We start from the raw sequence: 24,577 nt of genomic DNA, 5'->3' as shown, positions 1-24,577 counted from the left end.
CTTCAGGCTACGTCGGCCTCCGCCCGCGGAGCCTGCCAGTTCCGTGCCACGGCGAGCGTCAGGGGCCGTTCGGCCCCCTCGGGCAGACAGTCGTCCAGCATGCGGGTCAGGACGTCGCCCGGGCCGAGCTCCACACAGACCGTCACTCCGTCGCCTCGCAGTCGGCCGACGGCGTCCCAGAAGCGGACCGGAGCGCACATCGCCCGCGCCCAGAAGTCCGGTGAGGTGGCCTCGGTCCCGAGCGGCTCGGCGGTGGTGTCGCAGAGCAGGGGCAGCCGCGGGGGTCGCAGGTCGAGTGGTTCCAGGGCACGGCGGTAGTCGTCCAGCAGGGCGTCGAAGTGCGGGGAGTGGGGTGCCACGTCCAGGCGGAGCACATGGGTACGGCGACCGCGGTCCGTCCACTCCTCGCAGATCCGCCGTACGGCCGCCCGGTCCCCCGACACGACCACCGACCTCGGGCCGTTGACCGCCGCGATCACCGCGCCCGGCCCCGGACTCAGTTCCTCGGGCGACGCCTCCACGGCCGCCATGCCCCCCGTCTTCGGCAGCGCGTCCGCCAGCCGGGCCAGCGCGCCGACCGCACGGCAGGCGTCCGGCAGCGAGAACACACCGGCCGTGTGCGCGGCGGCCATGTGCCCGGCCGAATAGCCGAACAGCACGTCCGGGCGCACCCCCTGACTCTCCAGCAGCCGGTACTGCGCGATCTGCACCGCGAAGATCGCCGGATACCCGAACGCGACCCGGTCGAGCAGGGCGGCGGCGGGCGTCCCGGCCTCGGCGAACATCACGTCCCGCAGCGGTACGTCGACATACGGGTCGAGCAGCCCGCACACCTCGTCCAGCGCGTCGGCGAACACCGGGGAGCAGCCGTACAGTTCGCGCCCCATGCCCGGCTGCTGCGACCCGGACGCCGAGAACAGGAACGCGACCCGCCCCCGGGGCACCGGCACGGCGGCCACCGCCGGCCCGGGCGCCCTCCGCGGCCGGGTCAGCCGTGCCACCACCTCCTCGGCCGAGCCGCACACCACGATCCGCTCCAGATCCCCGGCGTGCAGAAAGCCCTCGTCCCGCGCGTGCTCCAGGAAGGACAGCAACGGACGGTAGAAGCCGGACGGGTCGAGCAGCAGACACGGTTTGCCGTGCAGGTGCAGTTGCGCCCAGGTCAGCACCTCCAGCAACTCCTCCGCCGTACCCAGCCCGCCCGGCAGCGCCACGAACGCGTCACCCTCCGCGGCCATCCGCGCCTTGCGCTCATGCATGTCGGCCACCACGACGAGGTCGGTGAGTCCCGGGTGGGCGACCTCGTAGGGCAGCATCCCGCGCGGCACCACTCCGGTGACCGTGCCGCCGGCGGTCAGCGCCCCGTCGGCGACGGCCCCCATGAGCCCGGTGCGCGCACCGCCGTAGACCAGCCCGAGGCCCGCTCCGGCGAGGGCGCGGCCGAGTTCGGCGGCGGTGCGCAGATGGTCGGGGCGGCGGCCGGGGGAGGCGCCGCAGAAGACGGTCACGGCCCGCACGGAGTTCAGGTCCACAGGCCGTACCCCCTGGTCAGGATGTGCCGCGGGTCGTACTGGTCCTTGGCGCGGAGCAGTTCGGGCCAGCGGGGGCCGAAGTGGGCGCGCCAGTCGCCGGGCGCCATGGGCAGCGCGCCGACCGGGTGGAGGACGCCGCCGACGGCCCTGGCCCGCTCGTACAGGGCCCGGTTGGCCGCGACCATACGGCGGACGACGTCCGGCGCGGCCGGCGGCGCCGTGCGCATCAGGGCCAGCAGGCACAGGAGCTCGCCCTCTGGCCGGCGCAGCAGCGGGGCCCGCAGCGTGCGGGCCGACAGCGGACGGAGCTGGACCGTGCCGCAGCAGCGCAGTCCCCGCTGGGCGTCCTCGGCGAGCACGGCCGGGACGAAGGAGGCCACCGCCGCCTCCGGCAGCAGCAGGGTCAGCCAGGGGTGCGGGCGGTCCCACTCGCCGGTGGCGCGCAGCAGCCGCTCGTCGCGGTCCAGCCGGTGCACGTACTCGGCGTACGACAGGTCCGCGATCTCCTCGGTGTCCGGGTCGTGGTCCAGGTCGCCGATCAGCGGCTCGTCGTCGGCCGGAGGCCCGCCGTCGTACGGCACGACCGCCTCGATCATGTACTGCCAGCCCCCGCCGAGCACCGGCCGCGCCTGGCCCGCGACGTGGCTGAAGCGGCCGTCGCGGGCCAGCCGCCGCTGGTCGGTGAGATACGTGCCCGGGGCGTCGTGATAGAGGCGGTAGCGGCGGACGTGGGTCGGCGCGGGCACCAGCGCGAGGGTGGCGCGGACGATCAGGGCGCACTGGCCGAGGCCCGCCAGGACCGCGTGGAAGAGGTCCGCACGCCGGTCGGCGGCGCAGACCAGCCGTTCACCGGTGCCGGTGACGACCTCCAACTCCCGTACCCAGTCCGCGACCAGGCCGCGGCGATGGCTGGAGCCGCCGAAGCCACCCGTGCTCAGCAGCCCGCCGACGCTGCCGCCGAGGTGGTCGGGCAGTACCGGCGGGGTGAGCCCCGCCGCCAGCGCGGCCCGCACCACATCGCGCCACAGCGCGCCGGCCCCCGCGCTCAGCGTTCGCTCGCCCGCGGCACAGCGCACGTCGTCGAGGGCCGACATGTCGACGACGTAGCCGCCGTGCGCCTGCCCCTGCCCGTACAGGGCCTGACCGGCGCCGCGCGCGGAGACCGGCAGCCCGTGCGGGCCGGCGAAGGAGACGAGTTCCCGTACGTCGGCGGTGGAGCGGGCGGTGACCACGCCGAGCGGAGAGGAAGCGACGATATGGCCGAAATCAGTGGAGGCTTCCTTCACCCCGGATGCGCCCGTCATGCCACACGCTCCAGCTGGCCGAAGTCGAATGCGGGGACCGTCGTGCCGTTCGCGAAAATCTCGGCGAACACGCGATGCTGGAGAATGCCGTGCTCGGCATGCCGTAGGGCGATGAGCGCGGCCATCCGGCGCAGGACGTGTTCGGGGATTTCCCGTTCGTCGACGGTCCCGGCATCAATGGAGTATTTGGCGCAGCATTCGAGCACGGCCTCGAACCCGTTGACGGAGGCGGCCAGCCGCCGCTTGCCCGGATCGCGCCAGAGCGCGGCCAGCTCCTGGAGCAGCCCCGGCCCGCAGCGGCCCGGCGTGAGCATCTCCCGGGCCCGGCGGGTGAGGGCGGCGAGATACGTGTCGTACTCGGGCAGCGGCAGAAGACGGGCCGTCAGCCGCCAGTTGAGCAGTGCACGACGCGCGCACAGCACCCGCAGCAGCGAGATCGAGCCACCCTCGACGATGACCAACCGGTGCTGACCGGCGAGCAGTTGGACGAGTTCGACGAGCGCGTCGGCGGCCTGGCCCGCGGGCAGGTCGCCGTCGGCGAACGTCCGGTCCCCGAGCCAGTGGCGCCGCACCCCCGGCACGTCCGCACCGGCGCGGGCGCTGGTGGTGGCGAGGTCGGTGAAGCATTGCAGGCGGTCGGCCACGACGATCGGGGCGCCGGTGGCGCGGGCCAGGTCGGTGGCGGCCGCGCTCTTCCCGACTCCGGTCGGCCCCGCGATCAGATGGACCAACGGGCGGACCCCGGGAGGCGTTTCGTTCTCGACCATGGCGGGATGTTCCCCCTCCGCTTTCGGCAACGGGAAAGACCACTGCCAAGTTACGCAGCACGGCGCACGGGAACACCCTGGGAAATACCCGGACCGGGCAAAGAGACGACCACGTTCCTTTGCGGTTGTTAAAGATTCACGCACAGCGTGCTGGAGGCGGTAACTCCGGGGAATCCACGGCCATGTGAGTGGACGTCGAATTCATTCTTAACGAATTCTTGACGTCTCGCGGAACCCGTTCCGAGGAGGATTTTCCATGCACCCCGACATGCTCCGGGCCGTCACCGACACCCTGCCCGCCGTCCGCCCCGACGGCACCGCCGGGCCCGGCACCGGCACCGTCCTCATCGGATACGGCGCCGTGGAGGAACTGGCGCGCTTCGCCACCGACCCCCGCTGGACCGTCCACGTCCCTGGCCATCCGGACGAGGTGCGGCGCGCGATCCGGTCCGCCGTGGAGCGCGGCGAGCGGGCCTTCGTCCATCTGTCCGGCGACTCCAACGCCGAACCGCACGGCCTGTCGGAGGGCTTCGAACTCGTCCGGGAAGGCCTCGACGGCGTCGTCCTCGCCGTCGGCGCCACCCTCGACCCGGTGCTGCGCGCCACGGCCGGCCTCGACCTGGCCGTGCTCTACGCCGCCACCGTCCGGCCCTTCGACGAGGTCGGCCTGCGCACCGCCGTACTGGCCGCCGCCCACGCCGACGTGGTGCTCGTCGAGCCCGGGCTGCCCGGACTGTCGGCCCGGCACGTCGCCGAGACCCTGGTCCACGTACCGCACCGACTGCTGCCGCTGGGCGGCGCGGACGGCCTGGACGAGGACGTCGTCGCCCGGGCCGTACGGGACTTCCTCAGGTGACCGGCGCCTGACCGCGCCGCGCCAGGGCGGCCAGGGTCGCCTCGAGGTCGGCGGGGCGAGGGCGGTTGTGCGGCAGCTTCGCCAGCAGGGCGGCCATGCCGCAGGTGTTGCTGAGCGCCGAGAAGACGAGGCCGCCCGCGACACCGGCGGACAGCAACTGCCAGGCCGGGCGCAGCAGTCCGAGACCGAGACCGAGCAGGACGATCGAGCCCGCGGTGAAGCGGACCTGGCGTTCCATGGACCAGGTGGCGCGCGGGCTCGACGTCGGCCGGCTCAGCTCGTGCCCGCGTCGCGCCCAGCCCTGGGTGCCGCCCGTGAGGGTCATGGCCAGGATCCCGTGCTCCGCGAGGACGCGACACGCGTTCTGCGAGCGGGCCCCGGAGGCGCACACCACCAGCAGCTGCCCGCCGGGGAGCCGGCGCAGTGCAGGCAGGGCGCTGTCGAGACGGTCCAGCGGGATGTTCAGCGCGCCCGGCAGATGACCGGCGGCGTACTCGCCCGGCGTGCGGACGTCGACGACGGTCAGATCGGTCAGGTCGGTCGAGTCGGTCGAGGCGGTCAGGCGGGCGTGGGCCTCGTCGACGTCGAGGGCCAGGGAGCCGTGGGGTGGTGTCATGGGAATGAGATCCTTTCCGGAGCGGAGGTAAAATACCCCCAAGGGTATGTAGCGGGGTAAGCAGGGGAGTGATCGTGGAGTTGCAGTTCGAGGGCGACGACCTCAAGTCGGTGCTGAACCGGTTGCGTCGGGCGCAGGGGCAGATCTCCGGAGTGATCAAGATGATCGAGGAGGGCCGCGACTGCGAGGACGTCGTCACTCAGCTCGCCGCCGCCTCCCGCGCCCTGGACCGGGCCGGCTTCGCGATCATCGCGACCGGGTTGCAGCAGTGCCTCACCGACGTCGAGCAGGGCCGGCGGGACGGCGAGACGGCGGGGCAGATGAAGGCACGGCTGGAGAAGCTGTTCCTGTCGCTGGCGTAGCAGCCCCGGACCGGGCGTCGCGGAGGCGCGCGGCCGTCATACGACGGCGTCGGCCAGCATGAACAGGGCCACCGCCAGCAGGACGTACGCGAAGATCCGCTGCAGCGTGCCGCCGGAGACCTTCCCGGCGAGCCGCTTCCCGTCCCACGCGCCGAGCACCGCGGCCGCGGCGAACGGCCCGACGGCGGCCCAGTCGACACTCGCGGCCGAACCCGCCCGGGCGGCGAGCGCCACCAGCGAGTTGACGGTGATGACCAGCAGACTGGTGCCGACGGCGGCCCGCATCCGCAGCCCCACCACGCTCACCAGCGCCGGTACGGCCAGGAATCCGCCGCCCACGCCCAAAACCCCGGTCACGGCACCGAGCCCGGCCCCGGCGGGGACGACCCGTCCCGGACGCGCCGGCGCGTCCTCGTGCCGTACGGCGGCCGAAGGGCGGAGCATGCGCAGCGCGGCGACGGCCGCGGTCACCGCGAACGCCCCGGTGAGCACCCCCGCGGGCAGCAGTCCGGAGACCGCGCCGCCGACCGCCGCCGGCAGCAGCCCCGCCGCCGCGAACAGCGCCCCGGCACGCCAGCGCACCGTGCCCGCCCGGGCGTGCGCGCCGAGCGCGGTGACCGAGGTGACGGCGACGACGACCAGACTCGCGGTGGCCGCGGCGGCGGGCGTGAAGCCGAGCAGGTACATCAGCGCCGGTACCGCCAGCACACTGCCGCCGCCGCCCAGCGCACCGAGCGAGAGCCCCGTGACGCCACCGGCGAACAGGCCCAGGACGAGCGTGCTCACGCGGGGTCACTGGGGGTGGTACAGGACTCCGTCACCACCGGAAGCCCCGCCTGGGCCCAGGCCCGCATGCCGCCGACGACGTCCACCACGTCCGTGCCGCGCGCCGTGAGCAGCGCCGCGGCCTCGCGGGAGCGCTTGCCGGAGCGGCAGATCGCGACGACGGGGCGGCCCTGCGCGGCCCGCGGCAGCGGCTGACCGGCCGTCAGCGCGGAGAGCGGCGCGAGGACGGCGCCCGGAGCGTGCCCCGTGGCCCATTCCTCGGGCTCGCGGACGTCCACGAGGACGGCTCCGGCGTCCGCCCGCGCCCGGGCCTCGGCCGGAGTGAGGCGGGCCATCGGGAGACCGGCGTCGCGCGCCGCCGCGAACCCGTCGTCGACCGCGACGACGTCCCGTCCCACCGCGTCGAGCAGCGAGGCGGCGATGGCCGCCCGCATCCCGCCGGCGCAGTGCACCCACACGATGCCGTCCGGTATCTCCGTGAGACGGTCGCGCAGTTGGTGCACCGGTATGTGCACCGACCCCCTGATGTGCCCGCCGGCACGCTCGGAGTCCCGCCGCACGTCCAGGATCACCACGCCGTCCTGCGCGGCCAGTTCGGCGAAGGTGCCGCGCGGGAAGGAGCGGGGCCGGTCGCCCGGGCGGGTCCAGTCGGCCGGGGAGCCGGTCGCCGCGGCGACCGGCCGGTCGATGCCGACGCGGACGAGTTCCCGCTGTGCGTCGGCCAGTTGGGCCATTGTCCCGGCGAGCAGCGTGACCGGCTTGTCCCACGGCAGCAGCCAGGCCAGATAGACGGCGAGCTGCCCCTCCGCCTCGAAGTTGAACGACCCGGCGACATGCCCCTCGGCGAACGCGACCCGATTGCGCAGATCCACCACCCACTCCCCGGCGGCCAGCCGCGCCGCGATCTCCTCGGCGTCGGCCGGTCGGGGCGGCGTCAGGTCCACGGGAGCCGGACCCTCGGCGTTCACCGGGCCCATGTGGGTGTAGTACGCCGGGACGTCGTCGAGGCCGGCGAGCAGGTCGGCGACGAACGCGTGGACGTCCCTCACCAGGGCCTCGTTGACGGCGCGCTCACGCCCGATCGTCGTCGTGTCCCCGCCCGCGGCCTGGGTGGCGGAGCAGAAGCTGCCGAAGCCGTGCGTCGGCAGGACCGCCGTCTCGTCCGGCAGCTCGGCGGCCAGCCGGTGCGCCGAGTCGTACTGCGCCCGCGCCAGGTGCTCCGTCAGCCGGGGTTCGACCAGGTCGGGCCGCCCCACGGTGCCGATCAGCAGCGAACCGCCGGTGAACACGGCCACGGCGTGTCCCGCCTCCTTAAGGACGTACGAGGTGTGGTGCGGGGTGTGCCCGGGAGTGGCCAGGGCGTGCAGCACCAGGCCCTCGTCGATCTCCGTACGGTCCCCGTCGGCGACCGGCACCCGCTCGTAGCCGACCCGCGCCGCGGCCGGGACCAGATAGGCGGCCCCGGTGAGCCGGGCGAGCTCCAGGCCGCCGGTCACGTAGTCGTTGTGCACATGGGTCTCGACGACCCGGGTGATCCGTACGCCCCGCAGCGTGGCGGCCGTGATCACCCGATCGATGTCCCTGGGCGGATCGACCACCACGGCGCTGTGCGCGCCGCCCGCCAGATAGCCGCGGTTGCCCAGCCCAGGCACATCGATGGTGTCGACGAAGTACACGGCGGCACTCCTCTCCTGGTGAAGCCTGTGAGATCCCGTATCCCTGGGAGGAAATTACCCCCGGGGGTATATGACCACAGTAGCAGTGTACCCCGGGGGGTATCTCTGGAGGATGGCCGGAAGCGGATGTGAAGGTCGTCGCTCGGCGCCTTTACCGATCAGTCACGTCTAGGGTCGGAAGTGGACGGAGAGCCGCCGAGGAAAGGGTTCAGCACCATGGCGCAGGAAGTACGGGGCGTGATCGCACCGGGCAAGGACGAGGCCGTGCGCGTGGAGACGATCGTCGTGCCGGACCCGGGGCCGGGCGAGGCCGTCGTACAGATCCAGGCCTGCGGGGTCTGCCACACCGACCTGCACTACAAGCAGGGCGGCATCAGCGACGACTTCCCCTTCCTGCTGGGGCACGAGGCGGCCGGTGTGGTGGAGTCGGTCGGCGACGGCGTCACGGACGTCGCGCCCGGTGACTTCGTGATCCTCAACTGGCGTGCGGTGTGCGGGACATGCCGGGCCTGTCTGCGCGGGCGGCCCTGGTACTGCTTCGACACCCACAACGCGAAGCAGCGGATGACCCTGGCCTCGACCGGCCAGGAACTCTCACCCGCGCTCGGTATCGGCGCCTTCGCGGAGAAGACGCTGGTCGCGGCCGGACAGTGCACCAAGGTCGACGCCTCGGTCGCCCCGCAGGTGGCCGGTCTGCTGGGCTGCGGCGTGATGGCCGGAATCGGCGCCGCCCTCAACACCGGCAACGTCGGCCGGGGCGACACGGTCGCGGTGATCGGCTGCGGCGGCGTCGGCGACGCGGCGATCGCCGGATCGAACCTGGCGGGCGCGGCGCGGATCATCGCCGTGGACATCGACGACCGCAAGCTGGACAAGGCCCGCACCATGGGCGCCACCCACACGGTCAACTCACGCCGGACCGACCCCGTCGAGGCGATCCGCGAGCTGACCGGCGGGTTCGGCGCGGACGTGGTGATCGAGGCGGTGGGCCGCCCGGAGACCTACCAACAGGCCTTCTACGCCCGTGACCTGGCCGGCACGGTCGTCCTGGTGGGCGTCCCCACCCCGGAGATGAAGCTGGAGCTGCCGCTGCTGGACGTCTTCGGCCGCGGCGGCGCGCTGAAGTCGTCCTGGTACGGCGACTGTCTGCCCTCCCGGGACTTCCCGATGCTGATCGACCTGCATCTGCAGGGCCGCCTGGACCTGGCGGCGTTCGTGACCGAGACGATCCAGCTCGACGAGGTGGAGAAGGCGTTCGAGCGCATGCACCACGGCGACGTCCTGCGCTCGGTGGTGATGCTCTGATGGCCGCCCGCATCGAACGACTCGTCACCTCCGGGCAGTTCACGCTCGACGGCGGCACCTGGGACGTCGACAACAACGTGTGGCTCGTCGGCGACGACCGCGAGGTGATCGTCATCGACGCCGCCCATGACGCCGACGCCATCGCCGAGGCCGTCGGCGACCGGCGTCTCACCGCGATCGTGTGCACCCACGCCCACAACGACCACATCGACGCCGCGCCCGCCCTGGCCGACCGCACCGGCGCCACCATCTGGCTCCACCCGGACGACCTGCCGCTGTGGAAGCAGACCCATCCGGACCGCGACCCCGACGCCCACCTCGTGGACGGCCAGATCATCGAGGCCGCGGGCGCCGACCTGACCGTCCTGCACACGCCGGGGCACGCCCCGGGCGCGGTGTGCCTGCACGACCCCGGCCTCGGCGTCGTCTTCACCGGCGACACCCTCTTCCAGGGCGGCCCCGGCGCCACCGGCCGCTCCTACTCCCACTTCCCGACGATCATCGACTCCATCCGCACCCGCCTCCTCGCCCTCCCGCCCGACACCAGGGTCCTCACCGGCCACGGCGATCCCACCACCATCGGCGCCGAGGCACCCCACCTCCAGGAGTGGATCGACCGGGGCCACTGAGGCCGGGCCCGGTCGGGTGACCCCCGCCGCGAAAGGCGGCACCCACCGGAAAAGACGACAGAAGATGTCCGGCTTTCCCGGCACCCTTGATGACGACACCGCACACGAGGGCACGGGAGGCCGGACATGTCACAGCCGCTCAAGGGCAAGGTCGCACTGGTCGCCGGGGCGACACGGGGAGCCGGACGCGGCATCGCCGTGGAGCTGGGGGCGGCCGGGGCCACCGTCTATGTGACGGGACGCAGCACGCGTGCCCGGCGCTCGGAGTACGACCGCCCGGAGACGATCGAGGACACCGCCGACCTGGTCACCGAGGCGGGCGGCCACGGCATCGCCGTACCCACCGACCATCTCGACCCGGCCCAGGTCCGCACCCTCGTCGACCGCGTCGCGGACGAACAGGGCCGCCTCGACGTCCTCGTCAACGACGTCTGGGGCGGCGAGAAGCTCTTCGCCTGGGACAGCCCCGTCTGGGAACACGACCTCGACAACGGCCTACGGCTGCTCCGGCTCGCCGTCGAGACCCACGCCATCACCAGCCACCACGCCCTGCCCCTGCTCCTGCGCCGGCCGGGCGGACTGGTGGTCGAGATGACCGACGGCACGGCGGACTACAACCGCGACAACTACCGGAACTCGTTCTTCTACGACCTCGCCAAGGCGTCCGTCCTGCGCATGGCCTTCTCTCTCGGCCATGAACTCGGGCCGCGCGGCGCCACCGCCGTCGCGCTGACCCCGGGCTGGCTGCGCTCGGAGATGATGCTCGACGCGTTCGAGGTGCGCGAGGACAACTGGCGCGACGCCCTCGAACGCGTCCCGCACTTCGCCATCTCCGAGACCCCGCGCTACGTGGGCCGCGCCGTCGCCGCCCTTGCCGCCGACCCCGACGTGGCCCGCTGGAACGGCGAGTCCCTCTCCAGCGGGCAGCTCGCACAGGTCTACGGCTTCACCGACCTCGACGGCAGCCGCCCCGACGCCTGGCGCTACCTCGTCGAGGTCCAGGACGCGGGGAAGCCGGCGGACACGAGCGGCTATCGCTGAGGCGGGACGGGGTCGGCCGGGCGGATCGGCCAGCGCGCCGAGTGGCCGGGCGGCAGGCCGAGGTCCTCCCGCACGGCCGCGTAGTAGGCCTCGCGTCCGGCGCGCTGCTCGTCCAGCAGTGCCCGCCAGGCCGCCGTGTCCTGCTCGGACTCGCGGACGAACCGCTCCATCTCCATGGCGGTCACCACCCAGGCCCGCCCCTTCTCCACCACGTCGCGGCTGCCCAGCATGATCAGCGCCTCACCCGACGGGTCCCTCGTGAAGTTCGCCTCGGCGAGCAGCGGTCTGGCCTCGTCGAGGGTGAGGGGATCCGGGTGCGTCCCGTGGCCGAGCCCGGCGGCCACCCGGTACGCCAGCGTGATCGTCTGCTTCACCGACCGCGCGTAGTCGGAGTACACGGCCAGCCGCCGCTCCTCCCAGCGCGCCGCCTGCTCCCGCCGGAACCTCATCTGGTCGCCCCGCACCACCACCAGATAGGAACCGAGCGCGCCGATCACGACGCCGATGAGTGCGGGGAGTTGCTGCATGAACACGGACATGGACGCACGCTATCTGCCCTGATGATCGTCCCGGCACTACGGTTCGGTCCATGACGGACCCCACGCGCTTCGCGGAGTACGCAGTCCTGATCACCGGCGCGGCGCGCGGCATCGGCGCCGCCACCGCACGCCGCCTCGCCGAGGAAGGGGCGCGCGTCCTGGTGACGGACCGGGACGGCCGTGAGGCCGAGCGGACGGCGGCCCGGCTCCGTGGACACGGGCTCGTGGCGGAGGCGCTGGCCTGCGACGTCGCCGACCGCGCGTCCGTCGAGGCGGCCGTCGCCCACGCTGTCGACACCTTCGGCTCCCTCGACGTCCTGGTCAACAGCGCCGCCTCCTGCACACCCGACGCCCCGCTCTTCGAGGACGGCTCTGACGACGCCTGGGCCCGCGACCTGGACGTCACCCTGACCGGCACCCACCGCTGCTGCCGTGCCGCCCTTCCGCACCTGGCCGCCACCGGCCACGGCGCCATCGTGAACATCGGCTCCGTCAACGCCCTCCAGGACTTCGGCAACCACGCCTACAGCGCCGCCAAAGCCGGCCTCGGCTCCCTCACCCGTACCCTCGCCGGCCACGCCGCCGCCCGCGGGGTCCGGGTGAACCTGGTGACGCCGGGCACGGTCCGCACCTCGGCCTGGGAGGGGCGGGAGACGGAGCTCGACGCGATCCGGCCCCTGTATCCGCTGGGCCGGGTCGGCGAACCCGAGGACATCGCCGCGGCGGTCGCCTTCCTGGCGTCCCGGGACGCGGCCTGGATCACCGGCACCACCCTCACCGTCGACGGCGGCCTCACCGCCGTCCACACCGGCTTCCGGGCGGCGGTCCGGCGCTCCGGCGACGCCTGAGGACCCTGGCGAAATTTCACCGTTCGGTCACGGCCCGGCCACGGCCACAACCGAACCCCCCGCACACCGGTCTACCTGGCAGAAGTCCACGCAACCACGCAAGGGAGAGCCCGGCCATGGGGGACATACGCAGACGGCGCGCCGTCGCACTCGGCATCACGTCAGGACTCGTCGCACCGCTCGCTCTGACGCTCGGCGCCGCGCCGGCGCAGGCCGCGCCCAGCTGCACGACCCAGACCGGGCCGTACCAGAAGAAGGTCGAGAAGTTCCTCGGCCGACCGGTCGACGGCAAGCAGTCCACCGCCGACTGCAAGGCCATCCAGGCCTTCCAGACCAAGCACGGCATCACCCCGAACGCCGGCTACGCGGGCCCGGTGACCTGGGGCGTGATGGACCTGATGCTGAAGCAGAAGGCCGTCGGCAGCAACCCCAACAAGGACGGCAAGTGCCCCGTCAACAAGGGCCGCATCGCCTGTGTGAACCTCACGCTCCAGCTGAGCTGGATCCAGGACGGCAGGAAACTGGTCTACGGCCCGGTCCCGGTCCGCACCGGCCGCAACGGCTACGAGACGCGCACCGGCCTGAAGAAGATCTACTTCCGGAACATCGACCACGTGTCGAGCATCTACCACGTGCCGATGCCCTACTCCCAGTTCTTCGACGGCGGCCAGGCCTTCCACTCGGTCGGCGTCAGCATGTGGAACCCGCCGGGCTCGCACGGCTGTGTGAACATGACCAAGACCGACGCGAAGAAGTACTGGTCGCTGCTGAAGAACGGCGACGACGTCTACGTGTACGGCCGCAAGCCGGGCACCTGAGCAGCCCCAGGCACCCGGCTCGGGCAGGAACGTCACGCCTCGGGGGCGTCCCCGAAGTCCGGGATCTCCAGCCTGACCCCGCCCTGCCGCGCCGACTCGTGCGCGACGATGCCCGGCAGGGTGTAGCGGGCCGCCACCCACGCGTTCACGGACGGCAGGGTGCGGCAGTTGACCGCGGTCACGAAGTCGTCCACCAGGAAGTGGTGGCTGCCCTCGTGACCGTTGTGCAGGTTGTCGAACTCCCGGGGCAGCCGGGACCGGTCGTGCACCGGCGCCGAACCCGAGGTGAAGGCAGCCCGCAGCTCCGGCGCGATGTGCTGCAGCGACGGGTCGTCAGGAGCCATGGTGGGCTTGGGCTCCAGCAGTTCGCTGATGTCCTTGACGCCCTTCTTGTCCTGCCACAGGGCCACCGTGGCCAGCTGCTCCATGCTCGCCTCGGTGCCGAAGAACCGGAACCGCGACTCCCGTATGTGCGACGGGTAGCCGACCCGCCGGAACTCGTTCGTACGGAACGAGCCGCCGCCCGCGACCTCGAACAGCGCGGTCGCGTTGGAGACGTCGTTGCCGAACTGGCTGACGGACTTGTCGAAGACGCCGTCGCCGCGGTCGTCCACGACCCCGATCGCCGACACGCTCACCGCGTGCGTCCGCCAGGCCCCCAGCACCCCGCCCACCGCGTGGGTCGGGTACAGCAGCGGGGGATAGGAGGCGGTCGCCTTCCAGTTGTCGCCGCCGCTGTACTGGTACGCCTCATAGAACCCCAGGTCCATGTCGTGGACGTAGTCGCCCTCGGCGTAGAAGAGCCGCCCGAAGGCGCCCTCCGCGATCTGGTTGCGGGCGTGCACCGTCGCCGGGTTGTACTCGCTGGTCTCGCCCATCATGTAGGTCAGACCGGTCGCCTTGACGGCGTCGATGATCGCCGCGATCTCTTCGGTGGTGATCGCCATGGGGACCGCGGAGTACACGTGCTTGCCGGCGTTCAGGCCCTGGAGCACCAGCGGGCCGTGAGTCCAGCGCTGGGTGAAGATCGCGACCGCGTCGACGGCCTTCGACTCCAGCATCGCCTCGTACGAGGGGAAGGTGCCGGCCAGTCCCTGCGCGCCCGCGAGCTGCTCGGCCCGCTCGGGCAGCAGATCGGTGACGTACACGTCGCTGACACCGGGGTGGGCCTGGAACAACGTGGCGAACTGGCCGGAGAACTGGCCGGCGCCGACGATGCCGAGGGAGAACGTCATGGAGGGTGTGCCTTTCACTGGCCGAGGATCAGGTTGATCTGGTCGTTGGTCTTCTCGAGACTGCTCACGGGCTTTCCATTGCCGTAGATGTCCTCCATCGCGGGCGCCATGAGCGCCGTCATGTCCGCCGAGTAGCTGGCGATCGGATAGGAGAAGGTCCGGAAGCGTTTCTTGTCGGCCACGGGTTCGGTGAAGGCCGACACGTCGATGCCCTTCTTGTCGTAGGCGGCGACGGCGGCCCTGGTCCCGGCCGGGGTGGCGGGGAAGACGACGCCGTACCTGCCGACGACGGTCTGGCACTCGTCCGAGGCCAGATACGCCACCCACTTGCGGGCGCCCGCCTTGTTCTTGGAGGCCTTGGTGATCGAGTCGGCGAGACCGTTCATCATGGTGGCGCGCTTGCCGGTCGGGCCGACCGGTGTCAGCGCGGTCTTCATCTCCATGCCCTTGAAGCCCGCGTAGGTGGAGATCATCCAGGCACCGTCGAAAGAGGCGGCGGCCTTCCCCGCGGCGACCTGCGTGTTCGACTGGTTGGACTGGATGTTGTAGTCGGACAGCGGGGGCATGTAGCCCTTCTTCGCCAGTCCGAAGTACCACTGGATGACCGACTGGAAGGTCTTGCTGCCGTACTGGTACTCGGTGCCCCAGCGCGGCTTGTCCAGATAGCTCCATCCGGCGGAGGCCGCGAAGTTGCTCCACTGGGTCTGGCCGTCCCCGAAGCCGCCGCCGTTGCTGGCGAGGCCGTACACCTTGACGTGGTCCTTGTCGAAGCCCGGTTCGTCGCCGCGCCTGCCGTTCCGGTCGATCGTCAGACGGGCGACGGCCTTCTCGAAGGTGCCGCCGTCCTTCGGGTTCCAGTCCAGGTTGTTCAGCTGCTCGGCGCTCAGTCCGGCGGCCTCGGCCATCTTCTCGTTGTAGAAGAGCGCGACCGTATCCCAGTCCTTGGGAGCGCCGTAGCGGTGGCCGTCCCGGCCGATCCAGTTGGCGGCGAGGCCCGGCTGGTAGTCGGAGTCCTCGATGCCGAGGTCGTCGAGGGGTTCGAGGACCTTCAGATCGGCGAACTGGCCGAAGTTCTGGATGTGGTCGGTGAACACGTCCGGCTGGGTGCCCGCGATGAAGCCGGCGGTGAGCTTGGTCCAGTAGTCGCTCCAGCCCAACTGGGTGATCTTCACCTTCAGTCCGGGGTTCTCCTTCTCGAACCCCTTGGCGCAGGCCTGGTAGGCGGGCAACTGGTTGGCGTCCCACAGCCAGTACGTCACCGTGTTCGCGGACGACCCCGCGGAGCCGCCGCTCGCACAGCCGGCCACCAGGGACAGGGCCAGCGCTCCGGCGAGCGCGGTCAGCTTTCGAATGCGCATGCGCGTTCCCTCACTTGATACCGGTGAAGCCGATGGAGCTGACGATGCGGCGGGCGAAGCAGGCGAACAGCACCAGCATCGGCAGCGCGGCGATCAGCGTCGCCGCCATGAGCCCCGACCAGTCGACGCCGGTCGCCGGGGTCTGCGCCCGGAAGACCGCCAGCGCCACGGTCAGCACCCGCGAGCTGTCGCTGTAGGAGACCATCAGCGGCCAGAAGTAGTCGTTCCAGGAGGTGATGTACGTCAGCACGCCCAGCGTGATGATCGGCGTGGACGCCATCGGCAGCACGACCCGGAAGAAGATCTTCACCTTCCCGGCGCCGTCGAGCAGCGCGGCCTCCTCGACCTCGCCGGGGATGTTCATGAAGAACTGCCGCAGGAAGAACACCGCGAACGGGGTCATGAACAGGCTCGGCAGCGCGATGCCCAACAGGGTGTCCACCAGGTGGAGTTGCTTGACGAGCACGAAGTTGGGCAGCAGCGTGAAGATGGTCGGCACCATCAGCCCGGCCAGGAACAGACCGAACACCTTGTCGCGCCCGCGCCACCGCAGCCGGGAGAAGGCGTACGCGGCCATCGCGGAGAAGAAGATCTGGCAGCCGGTGATCAGGGTCGAGACGATCACCGAGTTGAGCAGATAGCGCCAGAAGTCGAGCCCGCCGCCCGCACCGCCCTGCGCGACCGCCTCCTCGGCCGACTGCAGGCCCAGGGCCCGCTGGAAGCCCGTGCCGGTGAGATCGACGGGCAGCGGATCGGTGGGGTCGGCGCTCAGACCGGCGTTGGTGGAGAGCGCGGTGCGCAGGATCCAGTAGAACGGCAGCAGGGTGATGAGGACGATCAGACCCATCACGGTCCAGGCGGCGGCCCGGCCCGGGGAGAACCTGCGCCTGACGGGCCGTACGGCGGTCCTGTTCGTGGTCGTTGTCACGGCAGCCATCTCGGTGTCTCCCTTCCGTCAGCCGAGGTCGGTCCGGCCGGCCCGGGTGAGCCGGTACTGCAGGACGGTGATCGCGCTGAGCACGGCCAGCAGGGCGACGGACATCGCCGACGCGTAGCCGAACTGGAAGCGGCCGAAGGCGGAGCCGTAGATGTAGTACTGGAGGACGTTCGTCGCGTTCGCCGGACCGCCCGCGGTCGTCACCGCGACCGTGTCGAACACCTGGAACGAACCGATCACCGTCATGATCAGAACGACCGCCAGGACCGGACGCAGCAACGGCATCGTGATCCGCCAGAACATGCGCCACTCGCTCGCGCCGTCCACCTTCGCCGCCTCGTACATGTCGTTGGGGATCGCCTGCAGACCGGCGAAGAGCAGGAGCGCGGTGTAGCCGACGTGCCGCCAGACGTTGATCAGGGCGATGGTGGGGACCGCCCAGGTCTCGTCGGCGAGGAACGGTATGCGGTCCACACCGACGGCGCTGATGATCTCGTTGCCGATGCCGAGCTGGGTGTCGAGGATCCACAGCCAGACCAGGCCGGCCACGACGTTCGACATCAGGTACGGGGTGAGCACGATGCCCCGCAGCAGCGCCGACTGGGTCAGCCGCTGGAGCAGGACGGCGATGGCGAGCGCCGCGACCGTCTGGACGCCGATGTTGATGAAGACGTACTCGACGGTGACCGTCAACGAGTTCCAGAAGATCGGGTCGTTGACCATGCGCACGTAGTTGTCGAACCCCACCCACTGCGCCGGAGTGAGCAGGTTGAACCGGGTGAAGCTCAGGTAGATGCCCCGCAGCGTCGGCCAGAGCAGGAAGACCAGGAAGCCCAGCAGCGCCGGAGCGAGGAACACCGCGGCGAGCCGTCCGTCCCCCTGGTTCTCGCGGGAGCGGGCCCGCCGTGTCCTCGACTTGGTCCCTGTCCCCTGCGCGCCGCCGAGCGGCAGACGCGACGGGGGGCTGCTGGAGGCGATGGTCATCGGGAGACTCCCTCGTCTGCGGCGGCTCGTCCTCGAGCACTTACTTTTGTGGCGGAAGAATCGAGCCGTCAAGAGGTGCGGGAACATCTTCTTCGAGCCGGTTCGATGGCCCTAGAATGACCGTGTTGTTTTTATGAAGAAAAAAATCATGTGGGAGTCTGACGACCATGACCCCAGTAGCCGCCAGCTGGCTTCCGCTCAGCCCCGGTGAACGCTCGGTGGCGATCGAGGTGCTCCTCGGTGGTCCCCTGTCCCGCACCGAACTCGCCCGGCGCCTCGACCTGTCCGCGGGCAGCCTCACCCGGCTGACCAAACCGCTGATCGAGTCGGGCCTCCTGGTGGAGGTCGCCGAAGCGGGGGCCCCGGCGGAGACACGTCAGGGCCGCCCCTCCCAGCCGCTGGACGTCGTCGCCGAATCCCGTTCCTTCATCGGCTTCAAGGTCACCGAGGACATGGTCTACGGCGTCGTCACCACCCTCAGGAGCGAGATCGTCGCCCGCTACGACCGCCCGCTCACCGGCCGTGAGCCGGCCGCGGTGGTGGAGGTGCTGGGAGAGATGGCCGAGGCGCTCGCCGCCGCCCACCCCCGGCTCGCCGGCATCGGGATCGGCGTGGGCGGACTGGTCGAGGACCGGTCCGTGGTCGGGGAGTCACCGTTCATGGGCTGGCGTGACGTACCTCTCGCCGAACTGGTCGAGGAGCGCACGGGGTTGCCGGTCGTCGTGGAGAACGACGTCGCCGCCCTCGTCGAGGCGGAGACCTGGTTCGGCGCCGGCCGCGGCCTGGAGCGCTTCGTCGTCCTCACCATCGGCGCCGGCATCGGCTACGGCCTGGTTCTGGGCGGCAAGCGGGTGCCCTACGCCGAGGAGGACCGCGGCTTCGGCCGCCACTGGATCGTCGACCCCAACGGCCCGCTCACCCCGGACGGGGCGCGCGGCAGCGCGGTCTCCCTGCTGACCATCCCCAACATCCGCTACCAGGTCCAGGCGGGCACCGGCCGCGACCGGACGTACGAGGAGATCCTCGAACTCGCCGCGGCCGGCGAGCCGATGTCCGCCCGCGTCATCGAGGAGGCCGCCCGGGCGCTGGGCACCCTGGTCGCCCAGATCGGCAACTTCGTGCTGCCGCAGAAGATCCTTCTCGCCGGCGAAGGGGTGGGCCTCATGGACGTCGCCGGGAAGACCGTGACGGAGACCATCCGCGCCCAGCGGCATCCGCTGGCCGCTCCGATCGACCTGGAGACCAAGGTGTCCGACTTTCACGACTGGGCACGTGGGGCGGCCGTTCTCGCGATCCAGGTGCTGGTGCTCGGGGCGACGGACGCCTGAACTCCACGATCTTCGTTGACAGATGGAAGTGATCAGCAACACGGTCCGTTATGCCTGTATTGTGCGACCTTACTCACAGCGCCTTCACCTGCGGAGCCGTATGCTTCACAGCATGTCCACCACTGTTGAATTCGCCTCCGAGCGATCGGCTGACGAGGTCAACGAGGAGATCCGGGCGCTGTGGCGCCGGTCGGGCGGGACACTGAGCGGCGAGCAGCGCGAGGAATACCAGCGCCTTGTCCTGGAGTGGGCCGCCGCGGCCCCCCAGCCGGTGAAGGCCGCCTGAACACTCGCCTCGGCGCAGCCCCGGGCATCCTCCTCCTCGATCCACCTCTTGTTGACCGGCCCGGCACTCGGGCCGGTCGCTCCACGCGGTCTCGGCCGGCCCGGCACCCGGCCCCGTCACCCCCAGGTCGCCGAGTAGTACCGCCGATACGCCTTGCGGTCCTGTTCCGCACGGATGAACCGGGTCGCCGCCAGCGCGACCAGACTGCCCGCGATGACCAGCAGGCCAGGCCCGACGTTCTTCGGGTCGGCCAGCCGGGACAGCAGCGTCGCGGCGTCCGCGCCCGTCACCGGGGCCGACGAACCGGGCGACGCGTCACCCGGCGAGACCGCGCCCTGTGGCGCCGAAGCGGACGGCGCCGGCGAGGCACCCTGACCGGAACCGTTCTGCGCCGCCACGAGCAGCTTCACATCCAGCGCGGCGAGCGCCTTGGTCACCGGCTGGAAGAACGTCGTACCCCCCGCGTCGCAGTCCCCGCTGCCGCCCGACGTCACCCCCAGGGCGACGCCCTCGGAGAACATCGGGCCGCCGCTGTCACCGGGTTCGGCACACACGTTGGTCTCGATGAGCCCCGTGACCGTCCCCTCCGGGTAGTTGACCGTGGCGTCGAGCGCCGTCACCTCGCCGTCGCGCAGCCCGCTCGTGCTGCCGCTGCGGAACACCCGTTGCCCGACCGCGGGATCGGCCGCACCGGTGATCCGTACGCCCTTGCCCTCACCGATCGACACGACGTCCGCACCGGCACCGGCGTCCCCGCTCGCGTACTGGACCAGCGAGTAGTCGGCGCCCGGAAAGTTCTGCTTGAGTGTCTGGCCGATCTGCTGTGTGCCCCGGTTGTCGGCGAACCACACGGAACCGTCGGGCCCGCAGTGCCCCGCCGTGAGGATGAAGTCACGCTGCCCGTCGGTGACGTTGAAACCGGCCGAACAGCGCCCGACGGTCGACAGCAGCGGCAGCGCGCCGTTGAGCCGCGTCGTGAACGTGCCCTCGGTGCGCTCCATGCGGACGAAGCCGCCGATGCCGTCCGCGACCTGCGTCATCCGCGACCAGTCGGCGGCCGACACCGTGCTGTCGCCCCGTACGACGACCTGGTTGGTCCGGTAGTCCATCACCCATGCCGTGCCGGCCACCCGGGGCGCCGAACGCAGCGTCGACGTCGCCGACTTCAGCTCGTCCATGCTGTGGTCGACCATCTTCGGCTCGGCACCGGCCTTGCGCACCTCGGCCGCCGCCTCCTCGTCGGTGACCGCGACCACCGGCTTCCCGTCGGCGCCGATCCAACTGCCCGCCGTACGCGAAGCGCCCAGCCGGGCGACCAGGTCACCGCCGGTACCGGCGGCCGAGGCGGCGTAGGTGCGAGGGACGGACGAGGCGTCGGGGGGTTCGCTCGCCACCGCGCGGGTGACCATCGTTCCTCCGAGGAGGAGTCCGCCGACGGCCGCCAGCCGTGTCACTCGCCGGACGAGACGTCGTCGTGCGTGCCTCATGCAGGGCTCCCGAACCAGTACAGCGCGGCGGCAACGCCGCGGGGCCCTCCCGTAGTTGAGCACCCTCTCTCCATACGTGGCCCGCCCCGCCCGTGTTCACCGCACCGCTGATCATTCCCGCCCCGGCGCCCTCACCAGCGGTTCCCGCCCACCGCGCGGCCGCCTATCTTGTGCCTCATGACCAGGATCCCGCACACGACGTCCGGTGAACCGAACCCTCTGCACGCCCTCACCCTCGACCGCCTGCGATGTCGTACGAGCATGAAATGGCGCACCTACCCCGACGACGTGCTGCCGATGTGGGTGGCCGAGATGGACGTCCCGCTGGCCGAACCCGTCGTCCACGCGCTCACCGAGGCCCTCGCGCTCGGCGACACCGGATACCCGGCGGGCACCGGATACGCCGAGGCACTCGCCGACTTCGCCGCGAAGCGGTGGGGCTGGGACGGGCTCGCCGTGGAGCGGACGGCGATCGTGCCCGATGTGATGCTCGGTGTGGTCGAAATGCTCAAACTGGTCACCGGACCGGGCGATCCGATCGTGGTGAACTCACCGGTCTATCCGCCGTTCTACCATTTCGTCGCGCACATGGACCGGCAAGTGGTCGAGGCCCCGCTCGGCGCGGACCTGCGCATCGACCTCGACACGCTGGACGAGACCTTCCGGCACGCCACCGCGGGCGGCAGGCGCGCCGCCTTCCTGCTGTGCAGCCCCCACAACCCGACCGGAACCCTCCACACCGCCGACGAACTGGCCACCGTCGCCGCACTCGCCGACCGCCACGGCGTCCGGGTCGTCGCCGACGAGATCCACGCCCCGCTCACCGCGGCCGGCGCCGACTTCGTGCCGTACCTGACCGTCCCGGGCGGCGAGAGCGGACTGTCGCTGATGTCCGCGTCGAAGGCCTGGAACCTGGCCGGCCTCAAGGCGGCCCTGGCCATCGCGGGCCCCGCCTCCGCCGCCGACCTGGCCCGGCTGCCCGAAGAGGTCAGCCACGGCCCCAGCCACCTCGGCATCATCGCCCACAGCGCCGCCCTGAGCGACGGCACAGCCTGGCTCGACGCCCTGCTCGCGGGCCTCGACGACAACCGGCGCCTCCTCGCCGACCTCCTCGCCGAACACCTCCCCGCGATCACCTACCGCCCCGGCGACGCCACCTACCTCGCGTGGCTCGACTGCCGCGCCCTCGGCCTCGGCGACGACCCGGCGGACGTCTTCCTGCGGCGCGGCCGTATCGCGCTCAACTCGGGGCTCCCGTTCGGCACCGGGGGAGCCGGGCACGTACGGCTGAACCTCGCGACCTCGCCCGAACTGATCACGGAGGGCGTACGGCGGATGGTGACCGCCCTCGACTGAGCCGCGCGGCGGGGGCGCCCCTCGGCGTCCCCGCCCCCGCTGCCTACACTTCCCGCCATGGACGATTCGTCGCGTCGGACGCAGGAACCGCTGGAGCCGCTCGGCGCGGGCAAGTACCTGCTCATCACCAGCTACCGCAAGAACGGCACCGGCGTCCCCACCCCGGTCTGGGTGGTCCGCGACGGAGACGCGCTCGGCGTGTGGACCGTCGCCGACTCCTGGAAGGTCAAGCGCATCCGCGCCCGCGGCGACGTCCTCGTCGGCCCCTGCGACCTGCGGGGCAGGCCGACCGGCGACCAGTTTCCCGCCACCGCCGAGATCTGCGACGAGCCGACCAGCGCCCGCTACCGCAGGCTCATCGCCCGCAAGTACGGCCTCACCGGCCGCCTCACCCTCCTCGGCAGCCGACTGCGCCGCGGCGCGAACGGCACGGTCGGCATCCGCGTGACCCTCACGCCGGCCGACTGACCCTCACCCCCGCCGCCCCGATGAGGTGCGGCGCCCCACGCGTGCCGTGCCTGCGGACGACCAGGACAGGCCGCCACCGCCCACGCCTCGGGAGGGTTCCCGACCGGGTCGGGTGAGCATGGCCGGCGGGGCGTCCCGCGCACGGCGCGCCCCAGGCGTCGCGGACGCCCATCGCGGACAGAAGGGGCGAGAGCTGGTGGCTGGGGAGCGGATCATCGCCGGGCGTTACCTGCTGCGGCAGCGGCTGGGCTCCGGGGGCGGCGGCAGCGTCTGGCTGGCCGAGGACGACAGGCTCCGGGCGCAGGTCGCCGTCAAGGAGATCGACGTACCGGACGAGCCGGACGGCAGACTCGGCGACGCCGCCGACCGGGGGCGCAACGAGGCGCTGAAGGCGGCGCAGCTGCGCGAGCACCCGAACGTGATCACGGTGTACGACGTCGTGGAGGACGACGACCGCCCGTGGATCGTCATGGAGTACCTGCCGGGCACCCGCGACCTGCACGCGGTGATCAAGGAACGCGGGCCGCTGTCGAGCGAGGAGACGGCCCGCATCGGAGCGGCCGCCCTCGAAGGACTGCGCGCCGGGCACCGGCTCGGCATCGTCCACCGCGATGTGAAGCCCTCCAACATCCTGCTGGCACCCGACCATTCGGGCATCCCCGACGGCAGGGTCCTGCTCACGGACTACGGCATCTCGCTGCGGCCCCGCGAGACCCGGATCACCCAGAGCGGCCTGGTCGTCGGCACCCCGGGCTATGTGGCACCGGAGCGGCTGTCCGGCGGCGAGGCGACCGCCGCCTCCGACCTGTTCTCGCTCGGCGTCACCCTCTACCTCGCCGTCGAGGGCACCGCTCCCTTCGAACGGGACACGCTCGACGCCAGCCTCCTGGCGGCCCTGAACACCGAACCCTCCGTACCGGAACGCGCCACCGCCCCGCTCACCCGCGCCATCATGGCACTGCTGACGAAGGATCCGGCCAAGCGCATGCAGGCGGACCGAGCGGCCGAACTGCTCGCCGAGGCCGCCGCCGACAGCACGCGCCCCCCGTCCTCCGCCCCGGCCACCCCGCCCCCGGCCGACAGCCGCACCGCCACCCGCCGCACCCCGCTCGGCGTCCTCCCCGCCCCGGTCCGCCGACTGCCCGTGCTGCTCACGCTCGCCGGCGCACTCGTCGCGGGCGGCGGCTTCGGGCTGGGCGCCCTCACCTTCGGCGGCGCGGACGACGGGACGCGGAACCCGCAGGTCAGGGCGAAACCCGTGGCCACCCCGGCCGCGCCGCCGTCCCCGACCGTGACCCGCGGCGCGTACCCGTACGGCAGACAGGTCGGCCTGCGCGACGGGCTCGGCGCGGGCCAGTGCGTCGACGCCGACTGGAGGGGCGAGGACTTCGAGGGGCGTCCCCGTCTGCAGCTCGTCGACTGCCGCGACGACGATCCCCAGGGGCAGGTCATCGCGACCGTTGCCGCCGACCGGCACACACCGGCGACCGACGCGGACGCCGTACGGGCCGAGTGCACCCGGCGCACCGCCGCACTGCGGGCCACCATGCCCGACCCGGTGCTGTACGTCCTCACCCCCGAGTCCGGTCAGAGCGAGCCGCCCGCCTCCGCCTGTCTGCTCTTCCTCAGGCAGGCCACCCTCGGCGGCCCGATCGGCGACTTCCGCAGGTTCGGCGACGAGGTCTACATCACCCAGCTCGGCCCGGGCGACTGCATCAACTCCGAGGACGACGAGGACGGTTCGTCCACCGAGACCCTGGTGTCCTGCGACGAACCGCACGACGAGCAGGTCGCCGGCTGGACCTGGGCCTCGGGCGAGGGCTCCTCCGACAGCGTCGACACGGGCGGGCTCTGCGAGGAGAAGTACGGCGTCGACTGGGCTCGTGGCAAGGGGCACGAGATGTGGGGCTGGTCCTCCACGGACGAGGAGTGGGACGCCGGCTTCCGCCACGTGATGTGCAGCGTGGCCCGCGAGGACGGCAAGAAGCTGCCGGCGGGAGGAATGAAGCCGGCCTACTGACCGCACGCTTGTGGTGGGAACGGGGCCCCGCGCAGGATG

At 71.8% G+C, this 24,577-nt stretch carries 23 protein-coding genes and 2 pseudogenes; 12 read left to right on the top strand and 13 right to left on the bottom strand.

What is annotated here, in order from left to right; all coding sequences use genetic code 11:
• Nucleotides 1-2 precede the first annotated feature (2 nt).
• The 3 genes from ACFZBP_RS12330 to ACFZBP_RS12320 are packed head-to-tail and all read right to left on the bottom strand — an operon-like array spanning nucleotide 3 to nucleotide 3,603.
• Nucleotides 3-1,532 carry a TIGR00730 family Rossman fold protein gene (locus ACFZBP_RS12330; protein WP_391412349.1) on the bottom strand — a complete coding sequence of 510 codons (1,530 nt, stop codon included), beginning with the start codon at nucleotides 1,530-1,532 and terminating at the stop codon, nucleotides 3-5.
• On the bottom strand, nucleotides 1,523-2,836 hold the full coding sequence (locus ACFZBP_RS12325; RefSeq protein WP_391412346.1) for an FAD-binding protein: 1,314 nt from the start codon (nucleotides 2,834-2,836) through the stop codon (nucleotides 1,523-1,525). Before ACFZBP_RS12325 ends, ACFZBP_RS12330 begins: the two co-directional genes overlap by 10 nt.
• Complete coding sequence (locus ACFZBP_RS12320) at nucleotides 2,833-3,603, bottom strand: isopentenyl transferase family protein (RefSeq protein WP_391412344.1); 771 nt, start codon at nucleotides 3,601-3,603, stop codon at nucleotides 2,833-2,835. Before ACFZBP_RS12320 ends, ACFZBP_RS12325 begins: the two co-directional genes overlap by 4 nt.
• 256 nt (nucleotides 3,604-3,859) lie before the next feature.
• Between ACFZBP_RS12320 and ACFZBP_RS12315 the strand changes: the two genes are divergently transcribed.
• Nucleotides 3,860-4,459: a transketolase gene (locus tag ACFZBP_RS12315; RefSeq protein WP_383443033.1), complete on the top strand. Its 600-nt coding sequence runs from the start codon at nucleotides 3,860-3,862 to the stop codon at nucleotides 4,457-4,459.
• On the opposite strand, the gene ACFZBP_RS12310 is transcribed toward ACFZBP_RS12315, so the two are convergent.
• Entirely contained in the window at nucleotides 4,452-5,075 is a 624-nt protein-coding gene (locus ACFZBP_RS12310) for a rhodanese-like domain-containing protein (RefSeq protein WP_391412341.1), read from the bottom strand. The genes ACFZBP_RS12315 and ACFZBP_RS12310 overlap by 8 nt on opposite strands.
• A gap of 74 nt (nucleotides 5,076-5,149) precedes the next feature.
• Here ACFZBP_RS12310 and ACFZBP_RS12305 point away from each other — a divergent pair, with 74 nt between their 5' ends.
• Nucleotides 5,150-5,437 (top strand): metal-sensitive transcriptional regulator, encoded by a 288-nt coding sequence (locus ACFZBP_RS12305; protein WP_383444073.1) that lies wholly within the window; start codon nucleotides 5,150-5,152, stop codon nucleotides 5,435-5,437.
• 36 nt (nucleotides 5,438-5,473) lie between these two features.
• Here ACFZBP_RS12305 and ACFZBP_RS12300 read toward each other — a convergent pair whose 3' ends face one another.
• The 3 genes and pseudogenes from ACFZBP_RS12300 to ACFZBP_RS12290 form a co-directional block, all read right to left on the bottom strand.
• Nucleotides 5,474-6,223 (bottom strand): TSUP family transporter, encoded by a 750-nt coding sequence (locus tag ACFZBP_RS12300; RefSeq protein ID WP_391412339.1) that lies wholly within the window; start codon nucleotides 6,221-6,223, stop codon nucleotides 5,474-5,476.
• A pseudogene (locus ACFZBP_RS12295) lies at nucleotides 6,220-6,534 on the bottom strand (rhodanese-like domain-containing protein); the annotation flags it as partial. The gene ACFZBP_RS12300 and the pseudogene ACFZBP_RS12295, both read right to left, overlap by 4 nt.
• Before the next feature lie 27 nt (nucleotides 6,535-6,561).
• A pseudogene (locus ACFZBP_RS12290) lies at nucleotides 6,562-7,899 on the bottom strand (rhodanese-like domain-containing protein); the annotation flags it as partial.
• Nucleotides 7,900-8,115: 216 nt separating this feature from the next.
• Between ACFZBP_RS12290 and ACFZBP_RS12285 the strand changes: the two are divergent.
• The 3 genes from ACFZBP_RS12285 to ACFZBP_RS12275 all read left to right on the top strand — a co-directional run bounded on the left by ACFZBP_RS12285 (nucleotide 8,116) and on the right by ACFZBP_RS12275 (nucleotide 10,874).
• Nucleotides 8,116-9,204: an S-(hydroxymethyl)mycothiol dehydrogenase gene (locus ACFZBP_RS12285; RefSeq protein WP_391412337.1), complete on the top strand. Its 1,089-nt coding sequence runs from the start codon at nucleotides 8,116-8,118 to the stop codon at nucleotides 9,202-9,204.
• Nucleotides 9,204-9,833, top strand: a complete 630-nt coding sequence (locus tag ACFZBP_RS12280) for an MBL fold metallo-hydrolase (RefSeq protein ID WP_383443042.1) — start codon at nucleotides 9,204-9,206, stop codon at nucleotides 9,831-9,833. The genes ACFZBP_RS12285 and ACFZBP_RS12280 overlap by 1 nt, the downstream gene beginning before the upstream one ends.
• Nucleotides 9,834-9,959: 126 nt before the next feature.
• Nucleotides 9,960-10,874: an SDR family oxidoreductase gene (locus ACFZBP_RS12275; RefSeq protein WP_383443045.1), complete on the top strand. Its 915-nt coding sequence runs from the start codon at nucleotides 9,960-9,962 to the stop codon at nucleotides 10,872-10,874.
• On the opposite strand, the gene ACFZBP_RS12270 is transcribed toward ACFZBP_RS12275, so the two are convergent.
• Nucleotides 10,865-11,413, bottom strand: a complete 549-nt coding sequence (locus ACFZBP_RS12270; protein ID WP_391412334.1) for a hypothetical protein — start codon at nucleotides 11,411-11,413, stop codon at nucleotides 10,865-10,867. The two genes, ACFZBP_RS12275 and ACFZBP_RS12270, sit on opposite strands and share 10 nt — an antisense overlap.
• Nucleotides 11,414-11,463: 50 nt before the next feature.
• On the opposite strand from ACFZBP_RS12270, the gene ACFZBP_RS12265 reads away from it, so the two are divergent.
• Together ACFZBP_RS12265 and ACFZBP_RS12260 are read left to right on the top strand one after the other, a co-directional pair.
• Complete coding sequence (locus ACFZBP_RS12265) at nucleotides 11,464-12,261, top strand: SDR family oxidoreductase (protein WP_391412332.1); 798 nt, start codon at nucleotides 11,464-11,466, stop codon at nucleotides 12,259-12,261.
• Nucleotides 12,262-12,377: 116 nt separating this feature from the next.
• Nucleotides 12,378-13,079 carry a L,D-transpeptidase family protein gene (locus ACFZBP_RS12260; protein WP_391412330.1) on the top strand — a complete coding sequence of 234 codons (702 nt, stop codon included), beginning with the start codon at nucleotides 12,378-12,380 and terminating at the stop codon, nucleotides 13,077-13,079.
• 32 nt (nucleotides 13,080-13,111) lie between these two features.
• On the opposite strand, the gene ACFZBP_RS12255 is transcribed toward ACFZBP_RS12260, so the two are convergent.
• The 4 genes from ACFZBP_RS12255 to ACFZBP_RS12240 are packed head-to-tail and all read right to left on the bottom strand — an operon-like array spanning nucleotide 13,112 to nucleotide 17,593.
• Complete coding sequence (locus ACFZBP_RS12255) at nucleotides 13,112-14,314, bottom strand: Gfo/Idh/MocA family oxidoreductase (RefSeq protein ID WP_391412328.1); 1,203 nt, start codon at nucleotides 14,312-14,314, stop codon at nucleotides 13,112-13,114.
• A gap of 14 nt (nucleotides 14,315-14,328) precedes the next feature.
• Nucleotides 14,329-15,672 (bottom strand): extracellular solute-binding protein, encoded by a 1,344-nt coding sequence (locus ACFZBP_RS12250; RefSeq protein ID WP_391412325.1) that lies wholly within the window; start codon nucleotides 15,670-15,672, stop codon nucleotides 14,329-14,331.
• Between the two features lie 10 nt (nucleotides 15,673-15,682).
• Nucleotides 15,683-16,609: a carbohydrate ABC transporter permease gene (locus tag ACFZBP_RS12245; protein ID WP_383443064.1), complete on the bottom strand. Its 927-nt coding sequence runs from the start codon at nucleotides 16,607-16,609 to the stop codon at nucleotides 15,683-15,685.
• A gap of 18 nt (nucleotides 16,610-16,627) precedes the next feature.
• On the bottom strand, nucleotides 16,628-17,593 hold the full coding sequence (locus ACFZBP_RS12240; RefSeq protein WP_391412321.1) for an ABC transporter permease subunit: 966 nt from the start codon (nucleotides 17,591-17,593) through the stop codon (nucleotides 16,628-16,630).
• 167 nt (nucleotides 17,594-17,760) lie between these two features.
• Between ACFZBP_RS12240 and ACFZBP_RS12235 the strand changes: the two genes are divergently transcribed.
• On the top strand, nucleotides 17,761-18,921 hold the full coding sequence (locus tag ACFZBP_RS12235) for an ROK family protein (protein ID WP_391412319.1): 1,161 nt from the start codon (nucleotides 17,761-17,763) through the stop codon (nucleotides 18,919-18,921).
• A 100-nt stretch (nucleotides 18,922-19,021) separates the two neighbouring features.
• Complete coding sequence (locus ACFZBP_RS12230) at nucleotides 19,022-19,207, top strand: hypothetical protein (RefSeq protein WP_391412317.1); 186 nt, start codon at nucleotides 19,022-19,024, stop codon at nucleotides 19,205-19,207.
• Between the two features lie 116 nt (nucleotides 19,208-19,323).
• On the opposite strand, the gene ACFZBP_RS12225 is transcribed toward ACFZBP_RS12230, so the two are convergent.
• Nucleotides 19,324-20,694, bottom strand: coding sequence for a S1 family peptidase (locus ACFZBP_RS12225; RefSeq protein ID WP_383443078.1), 1,371 nt, complete (start codon nucleotides 20,692-20,694; stop codon nucleotides 19,324-19,326).
• 177 nt (nucleotides 20,695-20,871) lie between these two features.
• On the opposite strand from ACFZBP_RS12225, the gene ACFZBP_RS12220 reads away from it, so the two are divergent.
• The 3 genes from ACFZBP_RS12220 (at nucleotide 20,872) to ACFZBP_RS12210 (ending at nucleotide 24,538) form a co-directional block, all read left to right on the top strand.
• Complete coding sequence (locus tag ACFZBP_RS12220) at nucleotides 20,872-22,050, top strand: MalY/PatB family protein (protein ID WP_383443081.1); 1,179 nt, start codon at nucleotides 20,872-20,874, stop codon at nucleotides 22,048-22,050.
• A 57-nt stretch (nucleotides 22,051-22,107) separates the two neighbouring features.
• Nucleotides 22,108-22,518, top strand: coding sequence for a PPOX class F420-dependent oxidoreductase (locus tag ACFZBP_RS12215; RefSeq protein WP_391412314.1), 411 nt, complete (start codon nucleotides 22,108-22,110; stop codon nucleotides 22,516-22,518).
• Between the two features lie 196 nt (nucleotides 22,519-22,714).
• Nucleotides 22,715-24,538: a protein kinase gene (locus tag ACFZBP_RS12210; RefSeq protein WP_391412312.1), complete on the top strand. Its 1,824-nt coding sequence runs from the start codon at nucleotides 22,715-22,717 to the stop codon at nucleotides 24,536-24,538.
• The last annotated feature ends 39 nt before the right edge of the window (nucleotides 24,539-24,577 follow it).

It is taken from the genome of Streptomyces sp. NPDC008086, from assembly GCF_042957325.1.
Classification (GTDB): Bacteria; Actinomycetota; Actinomycetes; order Streptomycetales; family Streptomycetaceae; genus Streptomyces.
Note: the sequence above shows the minus strand (reverse complement) of the source record. Positions and strands in the feature narration are given on the sequence as shown.